The 24,655-nt window shown below is 62.2% G+C and carries 18 protein-coding genes and 1 tRNA gene; 12 read left to right on the top strand and 7 right to left on the bottom strand.

Features of this window, described 5'->3' with window-relative positions; genetic code table 11:
- The first annotated feature begins 61 nt into the window (after positions 1-61).
- Both AAG612_RS03145 and gabT read left to right on the top strand, forming a co-directional pair.
- Positions 62-1,528: an NAD-dependent succinate-semialdehyde dehydrogenase gene (locus tag AAG612_RS03145; RefSeq protein WP_342507129.1), complete on the top strand. Its 1,467-nt coding sequence runs from the start codon at positions 62-64 to the stop codon at positions 1,526-1,528.
- Positions 1,525-2,859 (top strand): 4-aminobutyrate--2-oxoglutarate transaminase, encoded by a 1,335-nt coding sequence (gene gabT / locus AAG612_RS03140; RefSeq protein ID WP_342507127.1) that lies wholly within the window; start codon positions 1,525-1,527, stop codon positions 2,857-2,859. The genes AAG612_RS03145 and gabT overlap by 4 nt, the downstream gene beginning before the upstream one ends.
- 304 nt (positions 2,860-3,163) lie before the next feature.
- Here gabT and AAG612_RS03135 read toward each other — a convergent pair whose 3' ends face one another.
- The 3 genes from AAG612_RS03135 to AAG612_RS03125 form a co-directional block, all read right to left on the bottom strand.
- Positions 3,164-8,659, bottom strand: a complete 5,496-nt coding sequence (locus tag AAG612_RS03135) for an AAA domain-containing protein (RefSeq protein ID WP_342507126.1) — start codon at positions 8,657-8,659, stop codon at positions 3,164-3,166.
- Positions 8,656-9,837, bottom strand: a complete 1,182-nt coding sequence (locus tag AAG612_RS03130; RefSeq protein ID WP_342507124.1) for a M48 family metalloprotease — start codon at positions 9,835-9,837, stop codon at positions 8,656-8,658. The genes AAG612_RS03135 and AAG612_RS03130 overlap by 4 nt, the downstream gene beginning before the upstream one ends.
- Positions 9,838-10,065: 228 nt before the next feature.
- A tRNA-Lys gene (locus tag AAG612_RS03125) sits at positions 10,066-10,148 on the bottom strand.
- A gap of 122 nt (positions 10,149-10,270) precedes the next feature.
- On the opposite strand from AAG612_RS03125, the gene AAG612_RS03120 reads away from it, so the two are divergent.
- The 6 genes from AAG612_RS03120 (at position 10,271) to AAG612_RS03095 (ending at position 15,046) form a co-directional block, all read left to right on the top strand.
- The gene (locus AAG612_RS03120; RefSeq protein ID WP_342507122.1) at positions 10,271-11,551 is read left to right on the top strand and encodes a tyrosine-type recombinase/integrase; all 1,281 of its coding nucleotides are present in this window, start codon (positions 10,271-10,273) and stop codon (positions 11,549-11,551) included.
- Positions 11,552-11,686: 135 nt separating this feature from the next.
- Positions 11,687-11,929 (top strand): helix-turn-helix transcriptional regulator, encoded by a 243-nt coding sequence (locus tag AAG612_RS03115; protein ID WP_342507120.1) that lies wholly within the window; start codon positions 11,687-11,689, stop codon positions 11,927-11,929.
- Positions 11,926-12,180, top strand: a complete 255-nt coding sequence (locus tag AAG612_RS03110) for a hypothetical protein (RefSeq protein ID WP_342507119.1) — start codon at positions 11,926-11,928, stop codon at positions 12,178-12,180. Before AAG612_RS03115 ends, AAG612_RS03110 begins: the two co-directional genes overlap by 4 nt.
- Positions 12,181-12,321: 141 nt before the next feature.
- Entirely contained in the window at positions 12,322-12,555 is a 234-nt protein-coding gene (locus AAG612_RS03105; RefSeq protein ID WP_342507118.1) for a hypothetical protein, read from the top strand.
- A complete protein-coding gene (locus AAG612_RS03100; protein WP_342507116.1) occupies positions 12,552-12,758 on the top strand; it encodes a hypothetical protein in 207 nt (68 codons plus the stop codon). Before AAG612_RS03105 ends, AAG612_RS03100 begins: the two co-directional genes overlap by 4 nt.
- Positions 12,755-15,046, top strand: a complete 2,292-nt coding sequence (locus tag AAG612_RS03095; protein WP_342507115.1) for a DUF3987 domain-containing protein — start codon at positions 12,755-12,757, stop codon at positions 15,044-15,046. The genes AAG612_RS03100 and AAG612_RS03095 overlap by 4 nt, the downstream gene beginning before the upstream one ends.
- 121 nt (positions 15,047-15,167) lie before the next feature.
- On the opposite strand, the gene AAG612_RS03090 is transcribed toward AAG612_RS03095, so the two are convergent.
- The 3 genes from AAG612_RS03090 to AAG612_RS03085 form a co-directional block, all read right to left on the bottom strand.
- The gene (locus AAG612_RS03090; RefSeq protein ID WP_342507114.1) at positions 15,168-15,842 is read right to left on the bottom strand and encodes a hypothetical protein; all 675 of its coding nucleotides are present in this window, start codon (positions 15,840-15,842) and stop codon (positions 15,168-15,170) included.
- Positions 15,843-15,970: 128 nt separating this feature from the next.
- Complete coding sequence (locus tag AAG612_RS16300) at positions 15,971-16,081, bottom strand: DUF6471 domain-containing protein (protein WP_425341826.1); 111 nt, start codon at positions 16,079-16,081, stop codon at positions 15,971-15,973.
- A gap of 415 nt (positions 16,082-16,496) precedes the next feature.
- A complete protein-coding gene (locus AAG612_RS03085) occupies positions 16,497-16,727 on the bottom strand; it encodes a hypothetical protein (protein WP_342507113.1) in 231 nt (76 codons plus the stop codon).
- Positions 16,728-16,844: 117 nt separating this feature from the next.
- On the opposite strand from AAG612_RS03085, the gene AAG612_RS03080 reads away from it, so the two are divergent.
- From AAG612_RS03080 to AAG612_RS03065, 4 genes are all read left to right on the top strand, one after another.
- Positions 16,845-17,372, top strand: a complete 528-nt coding sequence (locus tag AAG612_RS03080; RefSeq protein WP_342507112.1) for a helix-turn-helix domain-containing protein — start codon at positions 16,845-16,847, stop codon at positions 17,370-17,372.
- A gap of 2 nt (positions 17,373-17,374) precedes the next feature.
- Entirely contained in the window at positions 17,375-18,001 is a 627-nt protein-coding gene (locus AAG612_RS03075) for a hypothetical protein (protein WP_342507111.1), read from the top strand.
- Positions 17,998-18,336 carry a hypothetical protein gene (locus tag AAG612_RS03070; protein ID WP_342507110.1) on the top strand — a complete coding sequence of 113 codons (339 nt, stop codon included), beginning with the start codon at positions 17,998-18,000 and terminating at the stop codon, positions 18,334-18,336. Before AAG612_RS03075 ends, AAG612_RS03070 begins: the two co-directional genes overlap by 4 nt.
- Before the next feature lie 756 nt (positions 18,337-19,092).
- Positions 19,093-24,444, top strand: coding sequence for an acetyltransferase (locus AAG612_RS03065; protein ID WP_342507109.1), 5,352 nt, complete (start codon positions 19,093-19,095; stop codon positions 24,442-24,444).
- Here AAG612_RS03065 and AAG612_RS03060 read toward each other — a convergent pair.
- Positions 24,441-24,647, bottom strand: coding sequence for a hypothetical protein (locus tag AAG612_RS03060; protein WP_342507108.1), 207 nt, complete (start codon positions 24,645-24,647; stop codon positions 24,441-24,443). The two genes, AAG612_RS03065 and AAG612_RS03060, sit on opposite strands and share 4 nt — an antisense overlap.
- Positions 24,648-24,655: the final 8 nt, after the last annotated feature.

The raw sequence follows: 24,655 nt of genomic DNA, 5'->3' as shown, positions 1-24,655 counted from the left end.
AAATTCTGGACCTATCACCTGCGCGCCCTGAGTGGGATTTCAGGCGAACAGGGAGCGAATGATGAACGACATGCCGCGATTTTTCAGCACCGAGGAGCATAGCTGGCAGGCCCTCGTCGACGGGGAGCCGCGCGCTGCGTCGGGCGGCGAGACTTTCGCGGTCCTCAATCCCGCCAATGGGAAGGTGATCGCATCGGTGGCAGATTGCTCGCACGAGGATGCGCTCGCGGCGATCGACGCGGCCCATCGCGCTCTGCCGGAGTGGCGCGCACGCCCGGCAGCGGACCGGGGCGCGATCCTGCGCCGCTGGTACGACCTGATGATCGCCGAGGAAGACGCGCTCGCTCGCCTCATCACGGCGGAAATGGGCAAGCCCCTGCCCGAAGCCTTGGGCGAGGTGCGCTACGGCGCTGGCTACATCAAGTGGTTCGCCGAGGAGGCCGAGCGGGTTTATGGCGAGATCATTCCCGCGCCCGTCGGCGGCGCAAGAGCCTTCGTGACGCGCGAGCCTGTGGGCGTATGCGCGGCGATCACGCCGTGGAACTTCCCCAATGCCATGCTGATGCGCAAGGTTGCTCCTGCACTTGCAGCGGGGTGCACGATGGTCGCGAAACCGGCAGAAGACACGCCTCTCTCGGCCATCGCCGCCGCGCACCTGGCGATTCAGGCGGGCGTGCCTGCGGGCGTGTTCAACGTGGTCCCCACCAGCAACGCAGGCGACGTGGGCCGCGCGCTGACCGAGAGCGAGGTGGTGCGCAAACTCTCCTTCACCGGATCGACCGGGGTCGGCCGCGAGCTGCTCGCGCAATGCGCGGGCACGGTGAAGCGGACCTCGATGGAGCTTGGCGGCAATGCGCCTTTCATCGTGTTTGCCGATGCCGATCTGGATGCGGCGGTCGACGGGGCCATGGCATCGAAATACCGCAACGCAGGCCAGACCTGCGTGTGCGCCAATCGCTTCTATGTGCAACGGGGCATCTACGACGCCTTCTGCGCCAAGCTGGTCGAGCGGGTCCGCGCGCTCAAGGTTGGCGATGGGGCGGAGGACGGAACCGAGGTCGGCCCGCTGATCAATCAGGCGGCGCTCGACAAGGTTTCGCGTCTGCTCGCAGAAGCCGTCGCGGGCGGTGCCCGCATCGAAACAGGCGGGGCGAACAAGGACGGCCTGTTCTTCGAGCCGACCGTGGTGGCGGACGTCGCCCGCGATGCGAGCATCGTGCGCGAGGAAATCTTCGGACCCGTAGCGCCGATCATCGTATTCGATACCGAAGCAGAGGTCGTCGCGGCGGCCAATGACACGCCCTACGGCCTCGCCGCCTATTGCTACACCCGCGATCTGGGGCGCGCCTGGCGGATGAGCGATGCGCTCGAATACGGAATGGTGGGCCTCAACGAAGGGATCATCTCGTCGGTCGCCGCGCCGTTCGGCGGGATTAAGCAATCGGGCATGGGGCGCGAAGGCTCGCGCCACGGGATCGAGGATTATCTCGAAATGAAATATATTCGCATGGGAGGGCTTTCGGCATGAGCGCTACGCTCGCACAGGACGCGGTGAAGGCAGAAGTCGTCGGCAACGCGCAATGGCAGGAGCGCAAGGATGCGGCCATGGCGCGCGGCGAGGGCAATCTCGCGCCGATCTTCATCGACCGCGCCGAAGGCTCCGAGGTCTGGGATGTCGAGGGCAAGCGCTATCTCGATTTCGGGACCGGCATCGCGGTGGTCAACACCGGCCACCTCCACCCCAAAGTGAAGAGCGCGGTCGCGAAGCAGCTCGACCATCTCAGCCATAGCTGCATCATGATCACGCCCTATGCGAGCGCGGTCGAGCTGGCCGAGCGGCTGAATACGCTCGCCCCGGGCGATACACCCAAAAAGACGATGTTCGTCACAACCGGCGCCGAGGCGGTCGAGAACGCGATCAAGATCGCGCGCTCGCACACCGGCAGGCGCGGGATCGTCGCCTTCGATGGTGGCTATCACGGGCGCACGATGATGACGCTCGGCCTGACGGGCAAGGTCGCCCCCTACAAGACACGGTTCGGCCCGTTTCCGGGCGAAATCTACCGCGCGCCCTATCCTATCGCGGGCCACGGCATTTCCGATGAGGCATCGCTCAAGGCGCTCGACACGCTCTTCCGCACCGATCTCGACCCGGCCGATTGTGCGGCGATGATTCTCGAGCCGGTGCAGGGCGAGGGCGGGTTCTATCCTGCCCCGACCGCATGGCTGCGCCGTCTGCGCGAGATTTGCGATGAGCACGGCATCGTGCTGATCGCCGACGAAGTTCAGACCGGTTTCGGGCGCACCGGCAAGATGTTCGCGAGCGAATATGCGGGCATCGAGCCCGATCTGATGACGATGGCCAAGGGCATGGCGGGCGGCTTCCCGATTGCGGGCGTCGTCGGCAAGGCCGCGATCATGGACGCGGTCGATCCGGGCGGGCTCGGCGGCACCTACGCAGGCTCGCCCATCGGCTGCGCAGCGGCGCTCGCAGTGCTCGACGTGCTGGAAGAGGAAGGATTGGTCGAACGCGCGCAGGCAATCGGCGCACGCTTCGGCACGGCGCTTGAAGGTGTGCAGCGCCAATATCCCCATCTGATCGGAGACATCCGCGCGGACCGCGGGGCGATGATTGCGCTGGAGCTGGTGCGGGACGGATCGATGGCGAAGCCCAACGCAGCGCTGCTCAAGGCGGTGCTGGCCGAATGCCACAAGCGCGGCCTCATCATCCTCGCCTGCGGAATGTACGGCAACGTGATCCGCTTCCTGCCCGCGCTGACGATTTCGGACGAGCAGATTGACGAAGGCCTGGGCATCTTTGGCGAGGCGTTTGCCGCTGCTGCCGGCGCCGCCAGCTAGCGTAGCTTTATGCCGGGCACCCGATTTGGGGCATGCGGTCGGGAGAACGTACACCACGACATCGGGCCGTGCGTAACGGCTCAGGCGCGAATACGAGTTCTCGCGACACCGCAGTCGCAGGAGCTACCGATACCGGTCTCCCGGCGTGGTATGGACGCGTTACCTCGCAACACGTTTTCGCGCCGCGTCGCCGCGTCGCTTTCCGACCGATCTTCGTTGACTTCTCCCACTGGGCTGGAAACCGAATAGGCCTCACAACCTCATGAAATGAGCCCGATCGCGCGAAAAAAAGCAACTCGGCACATCATTCCTCGACGTAGCCCTTGCGTGTTTTTTCCATGATCAGCTTGTTCTTCTCATGGCTCGCGCGGGCCCCGTCTTCGTAGGTTTTGGTGACGCTTTGCCCTTTCGTCCCGCTGCGACCGTAGTTGACGACCACATCGCTCCCCCGAAGCGCGATCCGCCAGAACTTGTCCGAATTACCCTGCTGGAAACGGAAGGTCTGCCAATCGTCGCTCGCCGGTGGAGCCACCTCTTCGGTTAGCGGCTTCCTCGGCTTGGTACTCGGGACGCTGACCTGCGCCGGGCTTGGAATATCGGTGAACGGATCATCGTCCGCCGGTGCGGCATCCGTACGCTTCAGCTCGGCCTCGATCATGGCGATGACGCCGTCCTTGTCCTGGCGCCATGAATGCGAGGGAATATCGACCACTTTCCACCCGAAGGCGCGCAGAATCGCGGGCTTGAAGACGAACCGCTCGTAGATCCGCCGCGCACTGTCCAGCGTTCCCCCGTCGATCAGGATGCCCAGCGCAAAGTCGGCCTTGTCCTGCGCCACGATTGCGAGGTCGCAGCGGAAGCTTGCCCCGCCAACATATTCGGCGACATCGTGCCCGCGCATGGCAAGCTCCTGAGCGATGGCGCTGCGCAGCGGGTCTGCGGGAGGGGCAGCTGCAAAGATCGTGCGGGCGTTCGGATTGATCGAGGCGAGCGCCGAGCGGCCGAGTTCGGCATCGCCGATGGCACGCGCGCGGGCAAAAGCGAGGAAGGTGCGCAACGCCATCGCCCCATCATTATGGGTGTTGGTGATCGCCTCGGGTTCGATGGTCGAAACCACCGCCATGTGGTGGCGCGCGCGGCTGAAGATTACATTGAGCCGCTTCTCGCCTCCGCGCTGGTTGATCGGGCCGAAATTCATCGACATCTTGCCTGTCGCATTGGGCGCATAGCAGACGCTCAGGATGATGATGTCGCGTTCATCGCCCTGCACATTCTCGAGATTCTTGACGAACAGCCCATCGAACTGCCCGTCGTCCTCGCGGTTGAATTCGTCCTCGAGCCGGGCGCCGAATGCCTTGTCCTCGTTCGCCAGCTGTTCGAGAGCAGTTTCGATGCAGCTTTGTTGGGCTTCGGAGAAAGCGACAATGCCGATGCTCTTGCCATCGCCGCGAAGCAGCAATTCACGCACCATGGCGGCGATCAGCCGGGCTTCGGGCTGGTTGGCCCGATCGAGATAGACCCCGTCCGAAACCGTGTGCATGCTGATCGGCCGCTCGCGCAGTCGCCGGGTCGCTACCGCTGCGGCAGCTTCGTCGTCCGAGGCAAGCGGGGCAGGCTCTGCGCAAGGCACCGGGAATGCCTGATCGGGAATCGTCACCAGCTGACCATTGTAGAACGCGGCATTGGAGAAGCTGATCAGCGCTTCGGAGCGGCTGCGATAGTGCCATGCCAGCAAAGTCGCGGGGAGGTGCCGGGCGGATTGGCTCAGCAGGCTATCCGCATCGAGCATGATGTTGAAGGCTTCGCCCTCGTGCTCGACCTCGATCTCCATGCTGTCTTCATCGATGCTCGTGGCGAAGAAGCTGGTCGGCGGCAACTGCATCTCATCGCCGACCACGATCAGCTGGGGCGCGCGGCACAGCGCGGGAATGCCGTCCTCGACCGGGATCTGGCTCGCCTCGTCGAAGATCACGACATCGAACAGGTCGGGCGATAGCGGAAGCGTATCGGAGACCGAGAGCGGGCTCATCAGCCAGATGGGCTTGAGATCGCCGACCACCAATCCGGTGTCGCCGCTCGCCATGTCGCGGATCGAGCGGTGACGCATGGTCTTGCCAAATTCGTGCTCCGCTTCACGCCGTCCATTCGCGTAAGCCTTCTTGAACGCCTTGCCCCGGGCATCGAGCTGCGATGCCGAAAGCGTCGAATGGCGCACATTGGCGAGAAAGTCGTTCTGGGCCTTGGCCAGTACCGCCTGTGCATTCTGCTCGGCCAAAATCGCACGGGCCTTCGCGCTGCGGCGGGCGAGTTGGCCAAGCCGCGCTGCATCGAAACGCTTCAATTCTGGCTTGGTCCGAAACGTCGCCTGCAGCGCCTCGTCCACGATCAGCGCTTCTATCCCTTCCGCAGTCTCCGCGATGTTGCGGAGCACATATCCGCTGGCGGGATCGGCAGTGTAGGTAGACGCGAGCAGCGGCAGGAGATCGGGCAAGTCCTCCAGCCCTTCGCGCATGTCGCGCAGAGTTTCCTCCAGGATAGCGAACGGCCGGGTGTCGGCGTCGTCGATTGCGCCCGAGGACGCCTCGGCCAAGGCCAGCAAGTCGGGCAGCATTGCGGCAAGGTCTGCAATGGCGCCATGCGCGGGCCGGGCCGGATCGAACAACCGCTCGATCCGCGCATCCTCGCGTCGCGCTTGCGTGACCGTATTGAGCATTTCCAATAGCAAAGCTGGCTCGTCGGTTCCGAACGCCGCGCCCATATCGGCGTCGAGCCTATGCATCTCGGCTTCGACCGCGTGCAGCGCGACCAGTTTCCTCAGCGCTTCGGTGATGCTCGGTTTCACGGCATGCGCCGCGAAATCGTAGCGCGCGGTGACAGTCGCCTTCAGGCTCCGCCACGGACCGCTCAGAAACTTGAAGAAACCGGACTCTTTGACTTCGGCGAGGGCCAATCCGTTCGCCGCATCTTCGGGCGCGAGCGGATCGTGCCAGTTGCTCGCTACTTCGGCAGCCTCGGCGTGCCTGCGCTCGATCGCCTGCCGGGCCGAACGGAAGTCCGCGAGCTTGGCGCTGTCGGCGGAATTTTCATCGAGCAGGTCGAGATTATCGGCAAGCTTGCTGGCCAAGGCCTTGTCGCACAGCTGCGCCAACGCCGTCAGTTCGCCGAACGTTAAGTCCGCAGCGTTGATGAAGTCGGGCAGACGCTCATGCGGTCCGGCCAGCCGATCCGCCAGCGGCTCGGCGCGGCTTATGAACTCCTCGGTTCGGGCATAAGCGCGATCATCGCGCACGATGCTTTCCGATAGCATCGCAAAAGGGGTCTGCGACAGGCTGGTAACGCCGAAGCTCTGCCGCATCGATTGTTCGATCTGCGAGGCGAGCGATTTGTGCTGCCCCCACGCGGCGGGCGAGGGCAGGCGTTCGCGAACCGAAAAAGGGTAGTCGCCCGTAACCGGGGGCAGTTCCAGTTGCCGACGGATCAGCGCACGGATCGACAAGGCATCGTCGGCTTCCACCGCCGCCATCGCCTCTTCGAACGCTACGATCTGGCTGAAATGATGGTCGAGCGCCTTGACCGTCCGCTCTCGCGCCACGGTAATCTGCTCGAGCCCGCTCTCGTTCTTGATCCAGTCCTCGTAGCAATCCTTGAGATCGAGAATGAAGGCCTTCTTGTCTTCCTGGCTATCGTGGATCAGCGTCGAAAGCCGCTCCAGCCCCGCCTGTTTGAGGCGGTTGAACACCACATCGAGCGCGGCGCGCTTCTCGCACACGAACAGCACCCGTTTGCCGCGCGCGGCGAAGTCCGCGATCAGATTGGTGATCGTCTGCGATTTGCCCGTGCCCGGCGGGCCCTGGATGATGAAGCTGTCGCCGCTGCGCGCCATCGCCACCGCCGCATCCTGGGTCGCGTCGGAGGCGACGACATTCCACTGGTCGAGCAGCGATAGAGGATCGGGAGGACTGGGATCGACATCGCGCGGGGCAATCGAGAACAGCCGGTCGAACGACGGCTGTTCATCGGCGCTTTCGATCAGCGTGGCATAATCGCGCACCAGCGACATCTTGCGATAATTGAAATGCGCCAGCGTCACCTGCGCGCAGTCGATCTCCCACGCGAACTTGCCCTTGTCCTCTTTTTCGAGCGAGTATTTCTCGGTTTCCTTCACCGCCGCGCCGGCCATGTAATCGGGGCGCGGAGCGGGCATCGGCAGGCCGAGAGCTTCTCGCTGCGGGAACGGTTTGATGAGCACTTGACGTTCGAAGATCGCGCGACCGAGCGGCTTGTAGTCGTCGCGGCCGTAGCTGAAATCCGGTCGGCCGATGGCGCGTCGCTGGGTTTGCCCCCGCCGCTTCTCGTATTGCCGCAGCCGCTGCACCGCTTTTTCGTGGATCAGCCGGATTGACGGTGCGGTCGCGAGGTCGAGCGTGACGCCGGGTTCGCTGGTATGAATCTGTCTCTCGAGATCGGCATGGATCTGCTCGACGCTCGTTTCGGACAGATCGACCGTTTCGGGCAGGTCGATATCGTATAATTGCTTGAGATAATGCCGCAGCGCCGGGTTGAACTCGGCGACCTTGTCGAGCGCCTGAAAGGTATAGCGGTCGCGCACACCCTTCTTCTTGTGAACGTCCACCGGCAGCCAGAGCAGCGGCGAATTGATCTTGTCGCCCGGCGCGTCTTTCAGGTTGGTCCAGTTGAGGAATGCCACCACCAGCCGAAGGTTGCTGAAGCCGTACTCGGCGCGATCCCGGCGCGATTGTTGCAGGATGCGGTCCAGCGAGGAGGGCAGGTAGGTTTGATCCTCGAAGCGCAGCCAGCGCCCCAGCGGCTGTGCTTTGGTCGAGAGCACATCCTTCGCGAAGCGGTCGTTCCAGGTGCAAAGCTGGTCCCGCCGGATCGATTCGACCCGCATCACCAGCGGGACACTCGCGACCGTCATGTTCACGCTCGCCTGGGTCGGGCGGAAATGGATCAGCTTGTTCCTGCGCGAGAGGTCGAACAGCCTGTCGCGTAGATGCGTAAGCACTGCGGTGCGGCGATCCGGTATCGAGGACACCCCGTCGAGCGCACGCACGGGATCGAATGTCGCGTTATCCTCGCGGTAGTTCTCCAGACGGGCCGCGATCCCCTCAAGGTCGGCCAGCCGATCCTTGCGGACCAGCGGCGTCATGTTCTCGATCAGCGCGGCAACCACCGGATGGAGATGCGGATTGATCCGGAAGAGATTCGTCCGCGTTTCGGCGAAGGCGGCGAGATCGCCGTCGCTCTCGAAATCGAGGTCGCAAGCCAGCGCAGCGAGAAGCTGCCCGATGCAGAATACATCGGTGCGCTCGTCATGATGCCCAATCAGGCTTTCCCACGCACGGTAGCCTGCGACGTATACCGGCCGGCTGATCGGGTCGTTTTCGGTCGCGACCGCCCGATCGCGCCAGCTTACCCCCTTGGCGTTGTCCTTCGTCACCTCCAGACTGCCGACGATGTTGAGCGAGGACGTGGCCCGGGGTTCAACCGCGCGCAGAGCTTCGAAATTGGCGACCAGCGGAGAGCCCCGGGGGTTCGCCAGCCTCAGCGTCCCGTCAGGGTCTTCCAGCAAGGTGTCGGGCGTGATCTGCGCCACACGCCCTTCGGCGTGAAGCGCTGCGACTTCGCGCATCAGCGGGACGAACATGTGGACGAGGTCATGTTCAGGGACGCGTCCCGAATAGCCCTCCATCGCCTTGGAGAGGGTGCGCGGCTCACGCGTAGTTTCGATCGCTGGTTGCGTGTCGGCCGGCGAATCCGTCTCGTTCTCGGCGCTCATCGGCCAAACTCCCACGCAACTTTCTTCGACGCGCTCAGAACACGGTCGATCTGCGGCTTGCGCATCTTGAGCAGCGCTTTCAGATTTTCGAGGTAATCGGCTTCCCAATCCATGGCGGCCGCAAACTTGCCGCCGCGGGCGAGCATCTCTTCGGTCTGGTCGGGGTCGGCGTGGGCGAGGTCGAAGATCAGCGCGACCAGATAGTCGCGGATACTCTTGTCGGTCGCCAGCTCCGTCAGCGACGACGGATCGAGAGCTGTTTCCCCCGCTTGCCAATCGGGGAAGAACTGCTTGACCTGCGTGACCACCATCTCGCTGGCAAGCGTGGTGTCGTACAGCAGAAGCGAAAAGAACTGCCGCGTCGTCGCCGTCAGCCGGGCCTGGTCGATCAGGTCGAGGCTGCCGATAGCCAGCGGACCTTTCAGCTTTGCCAGCACCCAGCTGTCGACCTCTTGCTGCGGGCTGTCGCCGCGCTCCCAGCGGTCGATAAACAGCGCGCGCAGATAGACTTCGGGGTGGCTGGAGCTTTTGTTGATCTCGCCCTTCGCGTCGAGTTCTGCCGCTTGTTCGAGGAAAGCCGTGGGATCGGTCGTGGCGAGCCCGGTCATCACCTTCAGCAGAACCGCGATCGCAGGCTCCGCTCCGCCTGCGGCCAGCGTCGCGCCGCGATCGGCGAACACCTCGGTCGAAAGCCGATAGAGCCGCGCAGTTTCGGAGAGCGCATAATCGCTGACCGATTGCTGCGCGCTGTCATCGATGATCTGCTGCGCGATGCGATAGCGCCGGTCTTGCAGCGTCCATAGGAGGTAATGCGATACCTCATGCCCGAACAGGGCGGTCAGCTCTACCTTCGAGAGCTTCTCAAGCACCGGGCCATAGAGCACGATGTGCACTTCATCCGGGATAAAGAACAACGCCGCATTCATCGCGCCGTCGCCCGCCTGGTATAGTGTTACCGGCGCTTCGACCCCGAGCTTCGCCATGGCGGTTTCACAGCAATCATAGACCGCACCGTGGGCTTCGCGCGAGAGGCGGTAGGTCTCTTTCAGGAGAAGGTCGCGGGTCTCGGTATCCTGGTCGTCCTGAAGCTTGCGCATCGAGAACCAGTCCCACACACCGTCTTCATTCGTGCAGAGCCAATCGACGATATTCTCATGATATGCGAGCGGCTTGATCATGCGACGACTATGGCGGCTAGGGCCGCATATTCAACGCCAAACTTCCTGCCTTCTCGCCGCGTTTGGCTTCACCCAAAAGCAATTCTCTCGCTGCAAAACTGGAGGTTTGCCACGGCCTTTGTGGCGTGAGTACGAAGCCGCCTAGCGAAAAGCAGAACAATCCGGTGACCCCATCTGGACCCACGCAGGCGGCTGCACCAATCAATCATCTCGAAGTTTTTGAAAAGGTGGTGGACGCACTAGGGTTCGAACCTAGGACCCGCTGATTAAGAGTCAGCTGGCAGCAAATCCCGCTAGACCCTGTCTCGTCCATCTAACACCTCCAAGCGCATGGAAAACGTGGTTTCCTCAATTCGTATGGCCCCGCAGCTTCCCGCCGAATCCCGCTTGGTGTATCGCGCAAACTTACCGAGACACTTACTGGACGAGAGACATGCCCTCCTGCGCTATAACGAAGCGGACCGTTGATACCGCGACTCCCAGGACCGACAAGCCGAATTCCGACCTCTACCTGTGGGACTCGGGCCGGGGGAGCGTAAGTGGGTTCGGCCTCAAGGTGACGCCTGCGGGCTCCAAAATATTCGTGCTGCAATATCGACCGCGCGGCTCTCGAGCAGATAGGCGTTATCGCATCGGGAAATACGGCGATTGGACCCCGGATCAGGCACGCGAACAAGCACGCAAGCTACGGCGGATAATTGACACTGGAGGAGATCCGTTCGAGCTGGATCGTCAGGAAGGGGAAAGGCGGACGGCCGAGTTTTTGAAGGGCCTGCACGGCGCTTTCTCCGAAGTTTCGGAAAATTGGTTGGCCTCTTACAGTCACCACAACGGACGCGCACGCAGTGTAGCTAGCTTGAAAGCCGCTAAATTGGCTGCGGCTAAGCTGCGGGCGGAGTTTGGAGCGCAGCGAATAGACGAGATTAGTCGGGCTCAGCTCGCAGCATTTTTCGATAGCGTGCCTCCGGAAAAGGTTGCCACGCGACGGAGCTTATACAGCTATTCGCGCATCCTCTGGAAATGGGCAGCGGCACGCGATCTGATCGACGAGAATCCGTTTGATCGCCTTCCTCCACCTGACTCGGCCCCAAGTCGCGATCGCTACCTATCCGATGAGGAGATCGCAGTTCTGTGGGCCGCATCTCAAAGAATGTCATACCCGTTCGGCCCAATCGTCCGCCTGCTCGTCCTTACGGGGCAAAGGAGAAGCGAGGTTATGGGGATGAGTTGGACAGAATTGCACCGAAGAGAGCGAGTGTGGATTATCCCTGCGGCGAGGGCGAAGAACAGGGCGGCTCACATCGTACCGCTCGCGCCAGCGGTGATTTTGGAACTCGATGCCTTGTCGACATCTGCGGAGTGGCCCAATGCCGGGCTAGTGTTCACCGTCACCGGGAAGACGCCTGTTTCGGGTATTTCGAAGGCCAAGGCGCGTTTGGACCGCGAAATAGCTCAGGTCGCCTCCATAGCAGAGCGCCCTCCGATTGCGCACTGGCGCCTTCATGATCTTCGCCGCACAGTTGCCACCGGACTACAGCGCCTGGGCATCAGGTTCGAAGTGACAGAGTCAGTCCTGAATCATGTCAGCGGTGCACGAGCCGGTGTAGCTGGTGTATATCAACGGCACGACTGGGCCGACGAAAAGCGAGAGGCACTCGAGGCATGGGCCTTTCGAGTGGCCGGTATAGTTCTGGGGCCAAGCCAGAGCCGCTGATTTTTCGCGGTGCATTTCTCTGTTTATCGTTCAAAAACAGTCACCTAAAAATCTTACTGATGCAATTCAAAGCCCCTCGCAACGGGTCCACAAGTCTCCTACGGGAAGCTTGCGGATGCTGCGCGATTCAAAGGGATGCGACCGCCCACTAGCTTCCAAACGCAAAGGATGGAGGCAGTGATGAGCACTGAATTGCTAACGCCGGGGCAAGCTAGTGAGGTCGTAGGCCTCTCTGCGAAAACGCTCGCCCACTACCGGGTAAGCGGTGAGGGACCGCACTTCTATAAGATCGGCCGATTTGTCCGATACAAAAGGTGCGATCTGGATACTTGGATCGAGGATAGGCGCTTTCTCTCGACCTCGCAGGTGTCAGCATGAGCGAGCTTCGCCAAACATGGGTCGAGCCCGTCGGCACGATCGGCTTTCGCGTGATGATTGATGGCGGATGTTTCGGGCGCCGTTCGATCGGCTTCTGGCACAACGCTGTCGATGCGAACGCAGTCGCCCTCGAGCACTTCGAACGCAGCATGGCGCTGAACGAGATCGTCGCCGAGAATGTTGGCGACGGCGCTGAGCTGCCGACCCTCTCGCTCAAGCTGTGGGAGGTGTCCAATGCGAAGGCCACCTGACCCACGAAAAAGCCGCCCTGGCAGGGGCGGCTCTGTTCTCTCCACGACGATCGAACGCCGCAGGAAATACACCAATGGCTCACCCTGGGCAAGCCTGACGGCAGGAAGCCGTGGCGTGCTGATGGCGCATGGAGGGCGGCGATGACGCTCACCCGATTCCCCAACCCGCCCTTGCGAGCAATCCGGGTCGAACCTTTTAATCGTGACCGAACCCACTGGGTGGCGACATATGCTGGCGACCAGTGGACTGCCTCGATCGAATTCAAGCCAGTGCTACCGCTGCGCGGCTTGCTCGATCTCTTGAAGCAATGGCCGGCACGAAATGGCCTGCCAATCGTCGTGGTCGATCATCTCGATAGCGAGGTGGCAGCGTGAGCGCATACGGCTACCGAAAAACCTACCGGCTGAAAGGGCGCTGGTCGGTCGAATTCATCCTCAATGAAGGCTCGCTCGATTGCCGCTGGTCGCCGCGCATGCCGACCGGTAAGCTCTGTCGTTCGCTGCTTCCGCGATATCGCTCCGCCCGAAACGAATTCCTGGGCTCGCTCGACCTCACGACACTGGTGGTCGAGCTATGATCGATATCCAAGCTATCGCTCAGCACTATGGCGGCGAGGTTTCCGGTGGGCAGGCGCTTATCCCCGCGATCGGGCATAGTGCCCGCGATCGAGGCGTCGCTGTTAAGGCAGCGGATGATGAGCCTGATGGGTGCCTTGTCCATTGCTTCAACGGCGGAGACTGGCGCGTGGAGAAGGACAGGCTGCGAGTAGACGGCTTCCTACCCCCGTTGCAGTCGCTCAGCGACAGGGTTCCATGGTCGCCGCCCCGGCAAAATACGCCTACCCCTCGCGAGCACGCCGTTGGGCTTTGCCCGGGGCAAAAGATCGTCGCGACTTTCGAGTTTCATGCAGCCGACGGTGCCCTGTTGTATCGGAAACATCGCATCGAACCAGGACCGGACGGCCGGTCGAAGTCGTTTCAATATGATCGCCCGGACGGCAAGGGCGGATGGGTGCGCGGCGCTGGCGAAGAACGTGTCCCCTATCGCCTGCCCGACCTGCTCACTGCGCCGCGAGACCTGCCGATCGTCATGGCCGAAGGCGAGGCGAAGGCCGACCGGCTCGCCGAGTGGAGTTTCCTCGCCACGAGCCACAAGGATTGGAAGAGCTTCGATTTCTCCGGGTACGTGAAGGGACGGACCGTCTTCGTTCTGCCTGACAATGACACATCTGGCGAGAGGCAAGCACAGTGTGCGGTCGAGGCGATCGAAAAGGCAGAGGGCTCGCCGTTCCTCATCCGGCTACCAGGTCTGCCGAAAGGTGGCGACATACTCGATTGGGCTGGCGGCCCGGACGATCTTCGCGAGTTAATGAAACAGGCTTCGGTCAAGCCTGTGCTGCACCCTGAACCCGTCAACCTCTGGCAACACTACTCAGCACCCGAATTGCCTGAGGGGCTGCTTCCGCAAGCTGTGGAACGCTTTGCGCGGGGGCATGCTGAAATCATGGGAGTTGATCCCGCTGGACTGGCGATGGCTACCCTTTGCGTGTGTGCGGCGACGATTACCGACGACATCAAGCTGCAGGTGAAGCGCCATGATCCCTCTTGGCGAGAAAGCGCGCGACTGTGGGTAGGGCTTGTCGGTTCGCCGTCGATGAAGAAGACGCCCATCATGAGTGCTGCGCTTCGTCCTCTGAAGCGGATCGATGCAAATCTGATGAGAGTCTACGCCGGGAAGCGGCAGGAATATGACGCCCTGAGTAGCAAAGAGCGAAAGGAGGCTGAGCGACCACGCCAGGAACGTCGCGTTATCTCTGATGCGACGATCGAGGCGGCGCAGGAAGTGCTGCGGGACTCCCCACGTGGCGTGCTTTCGGCGCAGGACGAGCTGTCCGGCTGGTTTGGCGCGATGGACAAGTATGCGCCCGGAAAGGGCTCACAGGCCGACCGCGGTTTCTGGCTGCAAGCTTTCAACGGCGGCAGCTACAGCCTGAACCGCATCGCGCGTGGAGCATCCTATATTCCGAATTGCTCGATTAGCCTTCTAGGCGGGATCCAGCCCGAGCCCATCCGCTCGATCGCGAATGATACCCACGACGACGGACTGGTGCAGCGGCTTCTGCCTGTCATCCTGCGAGCCGGGAAAGTAGGTCGGGACGTGCCAGCCGACGGCACTCTCAGCGACTACGAGAGGCTCATCGAGCGGCTGGAAGTAATGCGACCACCCGAACGGAGCGGAACCATCAAATTTGACGATCCGGCTTCCCCCCTTCGCCTCGACGACAATGCTCGCCGAGTTCGCGAGAAGCTCGAGCAGGAGCATCTCGATCTTATCACGGCTCTAGAAGCCGTCTCCCCGAAGCTTGCCGCCCATTTCGGCAAGTATGACGGTCTCTTTGCCCGTCTCTGCGTTCTCTGGCACTGCGTCGACCACTCAGATCAGATCCAACCGCCGGCCGAGATTTCCGGCAACACTGCCGAGCGCGTAGCCGCTTTCATGGAGCAGTTCCTCCGCCCGAGCGCGATTGCGTTCTATGCGGGGGTGCTCGGAATGTCGGCCGGGCATGAACATCTGGTCCACCTCGCGACATGGATCGTTGGCTCCGAAGTCCGTGAGGTGAAAGCGCGCGATGTGCAGAGTTCGTCGCAGTCTTTCCGTCACGTCACCGCCGATGAAGTGAGGGTGCTGTGCGAGAAACTAGAGGCGTTTGGCTGGGGCGAATGGGCTGAACCGGCCCCTAAGAGCAACAAGCCTCGCTTCCTGATCAATCCGCTCGTGCACAAACGCTTCGCCGATCGGGGCAAGGAGGAGCTCGAACGCCGTGCCATCGCCCGTAAGCTCATAAGGAATGCGCTATGCCAGTAAGTTGCTCTCAGACCTTCGCCGACTGACCTGGAGCAGACTTTCCCGGCATTATGTCCCATGCGCACCAACGCGTAGGCAATGATCTGCTTGGGCTATTGCAGCTGCCATCGTTTACGGGGTTTTACGTGTCTTTTGGGTGCCCATCAGTATTGGTAACGGTCACCTCCCAAGCTGGCGTTATGAAAACGAGCGAGGTGCTTCTTTCTTCTCGCCATTTCACAGTGACCTCGAAATAGCTGGTATAGATTTTCGGCCCGACAGAGCGGTATTCTACCCAGCATTCCGTTTCCAGAATCGCGTTTTTCGGTGGAACGGGAAAAGCGATGACGGAAACAGAACCCGCAACCGGAATAACCGTCCATCTGGTTTCGGCATTTTCAGTCGCGGTGTCATTGGAAGGGAGATTGCCGCCCATCCTCACGATCCTAGCCGGCGACCTGCCCTTGTTCTTGAACTCGAAAGCAACATACTCTCCGCCCCGCTTGTTGCTTGTGCCAACGCGTCCAGCGATAGCGTGAACAATAGCTCTTTCGCTTTCGTAGAAGGCGTTCAGGTTGTCGCGCGCGGTTTGGGCGCCCTTACGAGTTTCACGGAAGGTGAAGAAGATCAGACCAAGACTGAGTATACCGACCGACATTCCGATGACCGCAGCGAGCCCCATGGCTTTGGTCCAGACCGCCATGGTCTGCTGGGCTTCAAGATCGCGAGTGTTTTCCTGAGCGTCCCTGGCTGCTTGCTCGATGCGGTCGTCGCAATCCGCGCGAGAGATATCAGCGATCGCACATTCGATCTGCACGTTTTCACGTGCGGCGCTTTCCTCGTATCGTGCGTCTCGTTCGGCGGTGTTCCGATACTCAGCTTCTTGGGAACTGGCCCAATGCCAGAGTCCTCCCCCAGACAAGACGGCGGATCCCGCGGCAAAAGCTAGTCCAATCTGACCAAGTCTGCTCCGAGTGCTATCAGACATTGAACGAGAAACACCGCCGTGAACTTACCCCGGCCGATCTTGTTCCCGATATGCGGCTCTGAGTCCATCACGCAGTGTCCGCAAGCTTTCCGGAAACCGTCGGTCGTTCATTCGGAAGCCTCTCTTGCTAAACGGCCTTGCTAGTTGCTGACAGATGCTGCTTGCGTGCGTGAGATATAGAAAATCCTCCTACTATTCTCTCGCAGGCAAATTCGTATTCGCATCGCGCGCGCAAGCAGCAACTAGCGGCATCTGGCGCTAGCCTTCAGAGCCGGTAAGCCACAATATCCATGCCGGTCCCCTCGTGGGTCCAGAACCGCTCCCAGCTGCTTGCCGGCCGCGTTGGCTGTGTTCGAACGCCAGAGCGGAACATCACAGCCGGGGTGCTGTCGGGATCGACGGGACAAGGGCCGCCATCGTGAGCCGTCCAATCGTCAAAGATCTCCGTCGAGAGCGGTGGCGGGGACCTGCGTCGGGGCATTCCTAGCGGTCATCTCCATTCCGACGGTCCTCATGGACATTGAGCCACTTCCAAGCACCGAGCAGGATCAGAGCGCCGGCAAGTGTGTGGAGACCGCCGCCTTCGATTAGCCATTCACCTTCATAGCCCAGGGTGTCCGAGATCATCTCGTGAAAGAACATAAAGGCAGCGAGCATTCCCAGCCCGAGAAAGAGCACAAAGCGCGCTCGCTTTTCTTGCGAAAAATCCCCCATCTGCGGTCCTCCTTCTGACGAGTTTAAAGAAACACTTTTCGCGAGGCCGAGGCAAGGCAAAGGCGATCCGCGCCCGCGATTCAAACGTTCCTTTTGTCCGTCCATAACGCGGACGAAATGACAGGCAGACCAACCGAATACGATTCCGCGCATTGCGCTATTGCCCGCGAACTGGCGGCAAATGGTGCGACGAACCCGGAGATCGCCCGCGAACTGGGTGTGAGTGCCCGGACCATTGGTCGGTGGACCGTCAAGCATCCGGAGTTCGCAGAGGCACTGCGGGTCGGAAAAGAGCCTGCCGACGATCGTGTTGTCAGCGCGCTCTACAATCGGGCGCTCGGCTACGACATCGAAGAAGAAAAGGTCGGCTTCTTCGACGGTAAGCCAGTTGTCGCGACGATCACCAAGCACATTCCGGCCGACGTCAACGCTCAACGCCTTTGGCTGACGAACCGTCGCCGTGACGAATGGGGGAACCGCATGTCGGTCGAAGTCGAAGATACCGATGCCATTGCGAACGCAATCGCGGCAGGCAATCGCAGGGTGGAGCAAGCACAAGCGGGCGAACCTGAGAATGACCCGGAAGACATTCGCGAGGAAGGGCGCCGGATGCGCGCCACGCTCGAAGATTCGAAAGGAGATTAAGGATGCTCACGCTGACAGATTACGAGACCCGGCACGGGCAATTGCGTGACGAGCTGGCGCAAGCCGAAGAAGCGCTTGGAGCAGCCTCGCTGGCAGAAGCGACCGGCACCGCGGAAAAGGGCCAGGTCGACGACGCCCAAAAGCGGGTGGATGGCGCGAGAGGCAAGCTCAAGCGCCTGGAACTCGCCCTCGATGAGGCCCGGAAAGTCGAGGGAGCGAGCGCCGAAAAAGCGCGGGTCGCAGCCTACGAAAAACTACGCGAGGATGTGGCTGCCGCACTTCAGCGTCGGCAACAGGCGGCAGAGGCGGTGCGTCAAGCCAGCGACGAACTCCAGGACGCGGTCGAGAACCTCGAGAACGAGACGAGCAGCGCAGTCGAATTGATGGTGGCCCATGGTCGATCGGTTCGCAAACAAATCGACTTTCGCCAGTTGCGGGACCGGATGCGGTTTCAAGGTACGGTCGGCGGGCGTCTCGCCACGCTGTTGCGCCCGCATGGTGTCGATAAGACGCATTTCGATGCAAGCCTGATGGGCGCGCCGGATCCCGTCGCATTCGCGCAGTCCAGCGCCGAATTTCTCGAGCGCAAGATCGAGAAGTGGGCACCCGAGAAGGAGGTTGCACAATGACCCTGCACCGTGCGCGCGTTCGTGCGCAACTCCCGAATCTCCGCATCGTCCTGCCGAACGAGCGGTTCGACTATGACGGGAAGCCTACATGGCAGTTCGAACCGGTTGACCAGGCCGAGAGGGCTGCTTGGCGTGAGCAGGTGAGCGATCCCATCTACGCAGAAAACGAAATCCGCCTGAGCGAACAGGCCGCGGCGTCAGCGGCACTCACCCCCGAAGCGGAGAGCGCGGCAACGAAGGACCCGATGAGCGGGCAGGCGCCGCAAGGCTACGTCCGCACGGCCGCCGATGGCGACCCCCTCATGGCGGGCCAAGCACCGCAGCGCAGCGCTTAGCTCGCGTCTATGACCCCCGTTCCGACCAACCCGTTCGACTATGCAGAACGGCTGCAGCGTCGCAAGCGCGCGCAGCCTGACGAGACGCAAGGTGATCGCATTTTGCGTGCCGTCGAGGATATCGAACGGGAAGATTTGAGCCGCACGCTCCGCGACGCGCCAGCGCCGGACGCAACTGCTAGAGTAGATCGACTCGCCGAACGCACTGGTGGCGCTTTGTCCGAAATTATTGGACGCGAGGATGAAGTTGAACGATCGCTTTGGCGGCTCGAATTTCTGAGTGAAGCGCAGGAAAATGAGGTCCTTAGACGGTGGTTCGGCAACAATCCCCGTGTTGCGGCAATGGCACAGGACGACGGTCGGGCAATCGGCAAGATTGCGCGTACCTTTGACAGGGAAGACCTGAGCAACGGTTGGTCCATTCGGGCTGCGCCAGATGTCGAACCAACGTTCGGCAATATCGTCTCGGGCTTATTGCAAAGCCTCGTCGGTGGTTTCGAGCAACTCAAAGATGGGGGGGCGCTCGCTCTCGGTGACTGGCTTCCACGTCCGAAATACATCACCGCATCGCAGGAAAAGGCCAGCAGGGAGGGTCTGCTAAGGCGGTTTCGGGCTACGCAGGCGGACATACAGGCGAGCACACCTACGTTCGAAAGTGCAACGGCAGGCGGTGTCTATTCCGGCGCCGCATCCTTAGCCCAGATGGTCCCCGCCCTGGCTGCTTCTGTTGCTACGCGCTCCCCATACCCCGCTGCGATGATTGCTGGCGCGCAGACTTCCGCCCCCGCTTACGGCAAGTATCGCGCACGCGGCGGGACCGCAGCCGAGGCGACAGTCGGCGCGGTAGGCGAAGGCTCCGTGGAAGCCGGTCTCAGCCTGCTTCCGTTCGGCACGGTGGCGGCGAAATTCGGCCGGCAATCGACCGGCAAGTTCGTCGCCGAGTTTTTCGGCAAGGAGCTGGCGACCGAACAGCTCACGACAATCGCTCAGGATGCGATCGACACGGCCATCGCCAATCCGGACAAGACATGGGGCGAGTTCTGGGCGGAGCGACCCGCTGCTGCTTACGAGACCGCGATCGCGACACTGGTCGCAACCGGCACGCTCGGCGGATTGAGCGCGATCGCATCGCGATCTGAAACGCGCGAAGGCGTCAGGGCAAGAGCCGAGGCTGAGGGCTACTTCCTCGATCGGCTCGCGGATGGCGCAGCCGACTCCAAGCTCCGCAAGCGCAACCCCGGCGCATTTCAATCGATGCTCGACCGGCTGAGCGAGGACATGGTTGCCGACAAGCTCTATGTCCCCGCGTCGGCCGTGCGGTCCTACATGCAGTCGGAAGGGTTCGAGGAAACGGACTGGTGGCGCGCGCAGGCTGACGCCTTGGCCGAAGCCGAGGCGACGGGCGGTGACCTCGTCATTTCCTTGTCCGAGGCGATGACGCACCTCTCGGATCGCTCCACCTGGAACGCTCTTCGCAACGACGTGCGCATGTCGGCGGGCGGACAATCGCGCGCCGAGACAGATGCATTTGGCGAGGAAGCCGATCGGGTCGATACCGAGTTGGCGGACTTGGTCGAGGATCGCGGGAACGACCCGCGCTCGCAGCTTTTCGCCAAGGCATACGAAGCGATCTCCGCTGGTGGCTACTCGGGCAATGCGGCACGGGTTCAGGCTGAGCTCGTGACCGAGCGGTATGCGACGCGCGCGGAGCGACGCGGTGAAGCACTGACCGGGAAAGAGTTCGACCCGGTGACCGTCGAGCGGGTTCTCCCCGAACGTCTCAAGGCCGCTGCCAAGGCGGACGCGACAGACCTGGTCATCAACGCCCTTCGCGGCGGACAGCCTGCCGCGACGCAGACGGGGCCATCGCTCCTGGAATGGATCGCAGCGCGGGGCGGGATCAACGACACAGGCGGCGATCTTGCAGCGATCGGGCTCGACCAGTGGCACCGCGGCAAGGCATTTCGGCGCAAGCTTGTTCGGGACTTCGATCCGCAGAAATCGCTCGGCGGCATCTCTGGGGATGGCGACTACGGCATCGACACGACATTTCGGGCGGCAATCGAAGCGGGCTATTTCCCTGAACTGCAGGCGGTCGAGACCGAGGCGGGTCCGTCCACGCTCGACACTCAGGATTTCGTCGACGCCCTATCCGCGGAACTTGCTGGCGACGCTCGCTACGCTGGTGAGCCGGTCATTGATGACATGCGCCTCGCAGCCGAGGAACTTCGGGAGCTGCTCGAAGGCGACGACTTTGATCCCGGTGCCATGACCGATGCGGAAATTCGGGAGGCGATCGAGCGTTTCGAGGCGCGCGATCTGGGCGGTCGGTCCTACGCCAGTGGCGAGCGGGGGCAGATCCACTTCACCGAGGATGGCGAAGCGATCATCCGTCTCTTCAAGTCGCGCAACTTGTCGACCTTCCTCCACGAGAGCGGACACCTCTATCTCGAGGAACTGCGCGAGGATGCCGCGCGAGCCGATGCGAACGATCAGCTTAAGGCGGATTGGCAGGCGGTCGAACAGTGGTTCGCCGCCAACAAGGTGCCGCTCGAAGGCGGGACGATCCCGGTCGAGGCGCATGAACTGTGGGCCCGCGGTTTCGAGCGCTATCTGCTCGAAGGGCAAGCGCCCTCGTCGGCCCTGCGGGACGTGTTCGAAACGGTTCGGTCCTGGCTGGTCGCGATCTATCGGCGTGCGCGCAATCTCGACGCGCCGATTTCGGATGACATTCGCCATGTAATGGATCGCCTGCTGGCGACCGACGACGCGATCGCGACCAAGCGCGAAGAGCAGGTGCTCGATCCGGCGTTCGGGTCTCTCTCCGAAGCGGGCATGACGCAGGCCGAATTCGCGGAATACATGGATTTGGTCGCGCAATCGCAAAGCGCCGCGAACAGCGAACTGCTCGGGAAGGCGCTCGCACGCCTCAAGGCGCAGGAGTCTGCACGCTACAAGGCGATGGAGGCAGAGGTCCGCGCCGAGGTTGCCGTCGATGTGGATGCACGGCCACCGATGCGTGCGCTCGATCTGGTTCGCTCGGCGCCGCTCAATCAACAGTGGATCGTCGATCGCTTCGGCCAGGATGCGCTCGGGCTCATGCCGGCGGGCGTGCCGAAGTCGTACAAGAAGAACGGCGCCAACCCTGATGCGGTCGCCGAACAAGCCGGATTTGGCGACGGTCGCGAGATGATCGAGACGCTGATGGGTCTCGAAAAGCAGCGTCGCGAAATGCGCGAAAATGGGGACAAGCGTTCCGTGCGCGCCGCCACGATCGATGCCGAGACGCTCGATCGGATGGACGCGCAATATGGCGACCCGTTCGCGACCGGGGAGGTCGAGACCGAAGCGCTGTCCTCGGTGCACAATGACCTGCAGGGCGAGGTGCTCGCTGCCGAGGTGCGCGCGCTCGCACGGCGCGTCGGTGATCGGCCCACGCCCTATTCGATGGCCCGGGAATGGGCGCGACGGAAAATTCGCGAGGGCGAGGTCAAGGATCATCTGAGCGGGGCCGCGCTGCAACAGTACCGGCGCGCGGCGGCGCGCAATGCCGCATCTGCTTTCGAGGCGCTGTCTGCTGGCAACTACCGGGTCGCGTTCCGGCACAAGCAGGCGCAGCTTGTCAATAACGCGCTGGTGCGGGAGGCGCGCGAGGCTTCGGTCGAGGTCGAAAAGGCGGTCGCCCGTCTCGACAAGATCGCGCGCAAGAAGACCATGCCAAGCGTCGACCAAGACTATCTGGAACAGGCGCACGCGCTGCTCGAGCAAGTCGACCTACGCAAGCGGTCTGGCGCACAGGTGGAGCGGCAGGAGACGTTTGAAAGCTGGGCTGCGAAGCGCGAGGAGGAAGGATACTCGATCGCGGTCCCTCGCTCGTTCGCCAGCACACTCGGCCGCACGAACTGGACGAAGCTTTCGGCTGAGAACCTTCTCGGGCTCGATGACGCGGTCAAGCAGGTGATGCACCTTGGCCGTCTCAAGCAGACGCTGCGCGATCGGCAGGAAGAGCGCGAGCTCGATGCGCTGGTCAATGAGGCCGTCACCACGATCCAGCGCCTGCCGCCGCGCAAGACGAAGGGCTTCGCCGATCCGACGAAGTTCGACGATATTAAATCCGGCGCGCTCGGCATCGGCGCTTCGCTGCTCAAGATGGATACGATCTTCGAACGGCTCGATGGGAGCCGTGCCGGGGCGTTTCATCGTGTGGTGTGGCAACCGCTCTCCGAGGCGCAAGCGGCTGAGCAACAGCTGATAGAGGAGATTCGAGGCGAGCTCGACGAGCATCTGAAGAAGGTGCCCAAGAAAGTCCTCGCGACCTGGGGCGACAAGATCCAAATCGATAGTCTGCTCGAATTTCGGACGCTCGAGCCATTTGCGGGTCCGCGGAGCAAGCTCATTTCGATGGCGCTCAACATGGGCAATGAGCAAAACGCGTCGAAACTAGCTGGCGGCTACGGCTGGCGCGAGAACGAGGTTATGCGCGTGCTCGACAAGGAGCTTGCTCCCGAAGAGTGGCAGTACGTCCAGCGTGTGTGGGACACCATCGAGAAGCTCTGGCCCAAGATCGTCGAAGTCGAGAAGCGCGTGAATGGGGTGGCGCCCGACAAGGTACGGGCGCGCAGGCTCAATACCTCGGCAGGCATCCTGCGCGGCGGCTATTTCCCCGTTGTCTATGACTTGGCGCGCGATCGTGCCACGAGCCAGCAGCAGGAGCGTAACCGCGACAGCCTGTTCGAAAACACCTATCAGCGGGCGGCGACCTCGCGGGGCTTCACAAAGGCTCGCACGCAGGTCGAGCGGCCTATCCTGCTTTCTCTCGACGTCATTCAACGACACGTCGCCGAGGTCGCGCACGATATCACGCATCGCGAAGCGGTGATGCAGGCCGACCGCTTCCTTTCGGACAGCAGAGTGCTCGACGCCGTCGATGAGACGATGGGCCAGCACATCAGCAAGCTCTTCCGTCCTTGGCTGCAGCACGTCGCCAACCAGTGGGCATATGATCGCGCCGGAGTCAGCGAACTCGAGAACGCGATGCGCACGCTGCGGCGGAATACGACGTTCGTCGGCATGGGATACCGGGTCTACACCGTCATCACGCAGCTAGCGGGCTACACGAACTCGGTCGAGCGCATCGGCCTGAGGTGGTTCATGGAAGGGCTCGGCCTGTCGCTGCGCAACCCGATCGAAGCGAACCGCTTCGCGATCGAGCGGAGCAACGAGCTCAAGACCCGCTTCTCTACCATGGATCGGGACATGGCTGAGAACGCGCGCCGGGTGGCGGGTCGAACCGACGTTGGCGCCATGGTCTCGCGCTACGCCTACTCGGGCATTTCCGCATTCGACCGGCTCGTGTCGATCCCGACCTGGCTGGGCGCCTACAACAAGGCGCTGGCGCAAGGATTGGGCGAAGAGCAGGCAGTTTACGAAGCGGACAGCGCCGTGCTCCAATCTCAAGGGGGTGGCGCGGCGAAGGATCTGAGCGCCATCCAGCGCGGCCGCGGGCCTGCCGGCGAACTCGGCAAGGCACTGACCCTCTTCTATTCGTTCCAGTCAGCGCAGTTCAATCGACTGGCGAATCTCTACTACGACGCGAGCGACGCCAAGCGAGAGAAGGCGCCGGAGATGATTCCGGAGATCGCTGCGCGCACGTTCGTGCTGGTGGCGCTGGTCCCGGTGATCGGGCAGCTGGTCTCGGGAAAGGGCCCCGACGAGGAGAACGAGGAAGGCTGGGCCGAGTGGGCAGCGAAGCAGTCGCTATACGGCCTCGCCGCCCCGCTACCGTTCTTCCGTGATGCCGTTCCGGTGACCACAGCTGCGGTGGCTGGCGACCAGGCTTATCCCTATCGCTTCACGCCGATTGCGGGGCTCGGCGAATCGATGGTCCGGGTCGGCTCCGATGTGCGGAAGCTGCGAGAGGGCGAGGACACAACGCGCGCGACGCGCAATACGCTCGAGCTCATCGGCTATGCGACCGGGCGCGTCCCCGGGCAGGGAGCGGCCTCGGCGCAATTCATCGTGGACGTAGCCTCCGGCGAAGCTGAGCCCGAGACCATGTCGGATTGGTGGGAAGGCGCGACGCGTGGCCGGATCGAGGAAGAGCGCTAGCGAACCATTGGAATCAGTTCGGCCGCAATTGGCATCGTCGAGAATGCTTCCTGTACCGCATCCGCGGCCTCACGGGACAGGTAGACGACTTGGTTCTTACTGAACGCGATTTCGATCGGAGCGCCATCGCCGGAAGGCACCGATAGGATCGTATAGTCCCCGTCTTGCCTGAACGCCGGTTGCCCGGTTGCTAATGCAATCATTCACGCCT

Source organism: Citromicrobium bathyomarinum (assembly GCF_038594605.1).
Taxonomy (GTDB): Bacteria; Pseudomonadota; Alphaproteobacteria; order Sphingomonadales; family Sphingomonadaceae; genus Alteriqipengyuania; species Alteriqipengyuania bathyomarina_B.
The sequence above is the reverse complement of the archived record's forward strand: the minus strand, read 5'-3'. Positions and strand labels throughout refer to the sequence as shown.

Excerpts from the sequence above, each read along its gene's own strand:
- AAG612_RS03130 (WP_342507124.1), bottom strand. The coding sequence starts at position 9,837 with ATGATCAAGCCGCTCGCATATCATGAGAATATCGTCGATTGGCTCTGC.
- AAG612_RS03075 (WP_342507111.1), top strand. The coding sequence starts at position 17,375 with ATGCTCACGCTGACAGATTACGAGACCCGGCACGGGCAATTGCGTGAC.
- AAG612_RS03060 (WP_342507108.1), bottom strand. The coding sequence starts at position 24,647 with ATGATTGCATTAGCAACCGGGCAACCGGCGTTCAGGCAAGACGGGGAC.
- AAG612_RS03110 (WP_342507119.1), top strand. The coding sequence starts at position 11,926 with ATGAGCGAGCTTCGCCAAACATGGGTCGAGCCCGTCGGCACGATCGGC.
- AAG612_RS03135 (WP_342507126.1), bottom strand. The coding sequence starts at position 8,659 with ATGAGCGCCGAGAACGAGACGGATTCGCCGGCCGACACGCAACCAGCG.
- AAG612_RS03065 (WP_342507109.1), top strand. The coding sequence starts at position 19,093 with ATGATTGCTGGCGCGCAGACTTCCGCCCCCGCTTACGGCAAGTATCGC.
- AAG612_RS03115 (WP_342507120.1), top strand. The coding sequence starts at position 11,687 with ATGCGACCGCCCACTAGCTTCCAAACGCAAAGGATGGAGGCAGTGATG.
- AAG612_RS03145 (WP_342507129.1), top strand. The coding sequence starts at position 62 with ATGAACGACATGCCGCGATTTTTCAGCACCGAGGAGCATAGCTGGCAG.
- AAG612_RS03095 (WP_342507115.1), top strand. The coding sequence starts at position 12,755 with ATGATCGATATCCAAGCTATCGCTCAGCACTATGGCGGCGAGGTTTCC.
- AAG612_RS03070 (WP_342507110.1), top strand. The coding sequence starts at position 17,998 with ATGACCCTGCACCGTGCGCGCGTTCGTGCGCAACTCCCGAATCTCCGC.
- AAG612_RS03085 (WP_342507113.1), bottom strand. The coding sequence starts at position 16,727 with ATGGGGGATTTTTCGCAAGAAAAGCGAGCGCGCTTTGTGCTCTTTCTC.
- AAG612_RS03120 (WP_342507122.1), top strand. The coding sequence starts at position 10,271 with ATGCCCTCCTGCGCTATAACGAAGCGGACCGTTGATACCGCGACTCCC.
- AAG612_RS03080 (WP_342507112.1), top strand. The coding sequence starts at position 16,845 with ATGACAGGCAGACCAACCGAATACGATTCCGCGCATTGCGCTATTGCC.
- gabT (WP_342507127.1), top strand. The coding sequence starts at position 1,525 with ATGAGCGCTACGCTCGCACAGGACGCGGTGAAGGCAGAAGTCGTCGGC.
- AAG612_RS03105 (WP_342507118.1), top strand. The coding sequence starts at position 12,322 with ATGACGCTCACCCGATTCCCCAACCCGCCCTTGCGAGCAATCCGGGTC.
- AAG612_RS16300 (WP_425341826.1), bottom strand. The coding sequence starts at position 16,081 with ATGGACTCAGAGCCGCATATCGGGAACAAGATCGGCCGGGGTAAGTTC.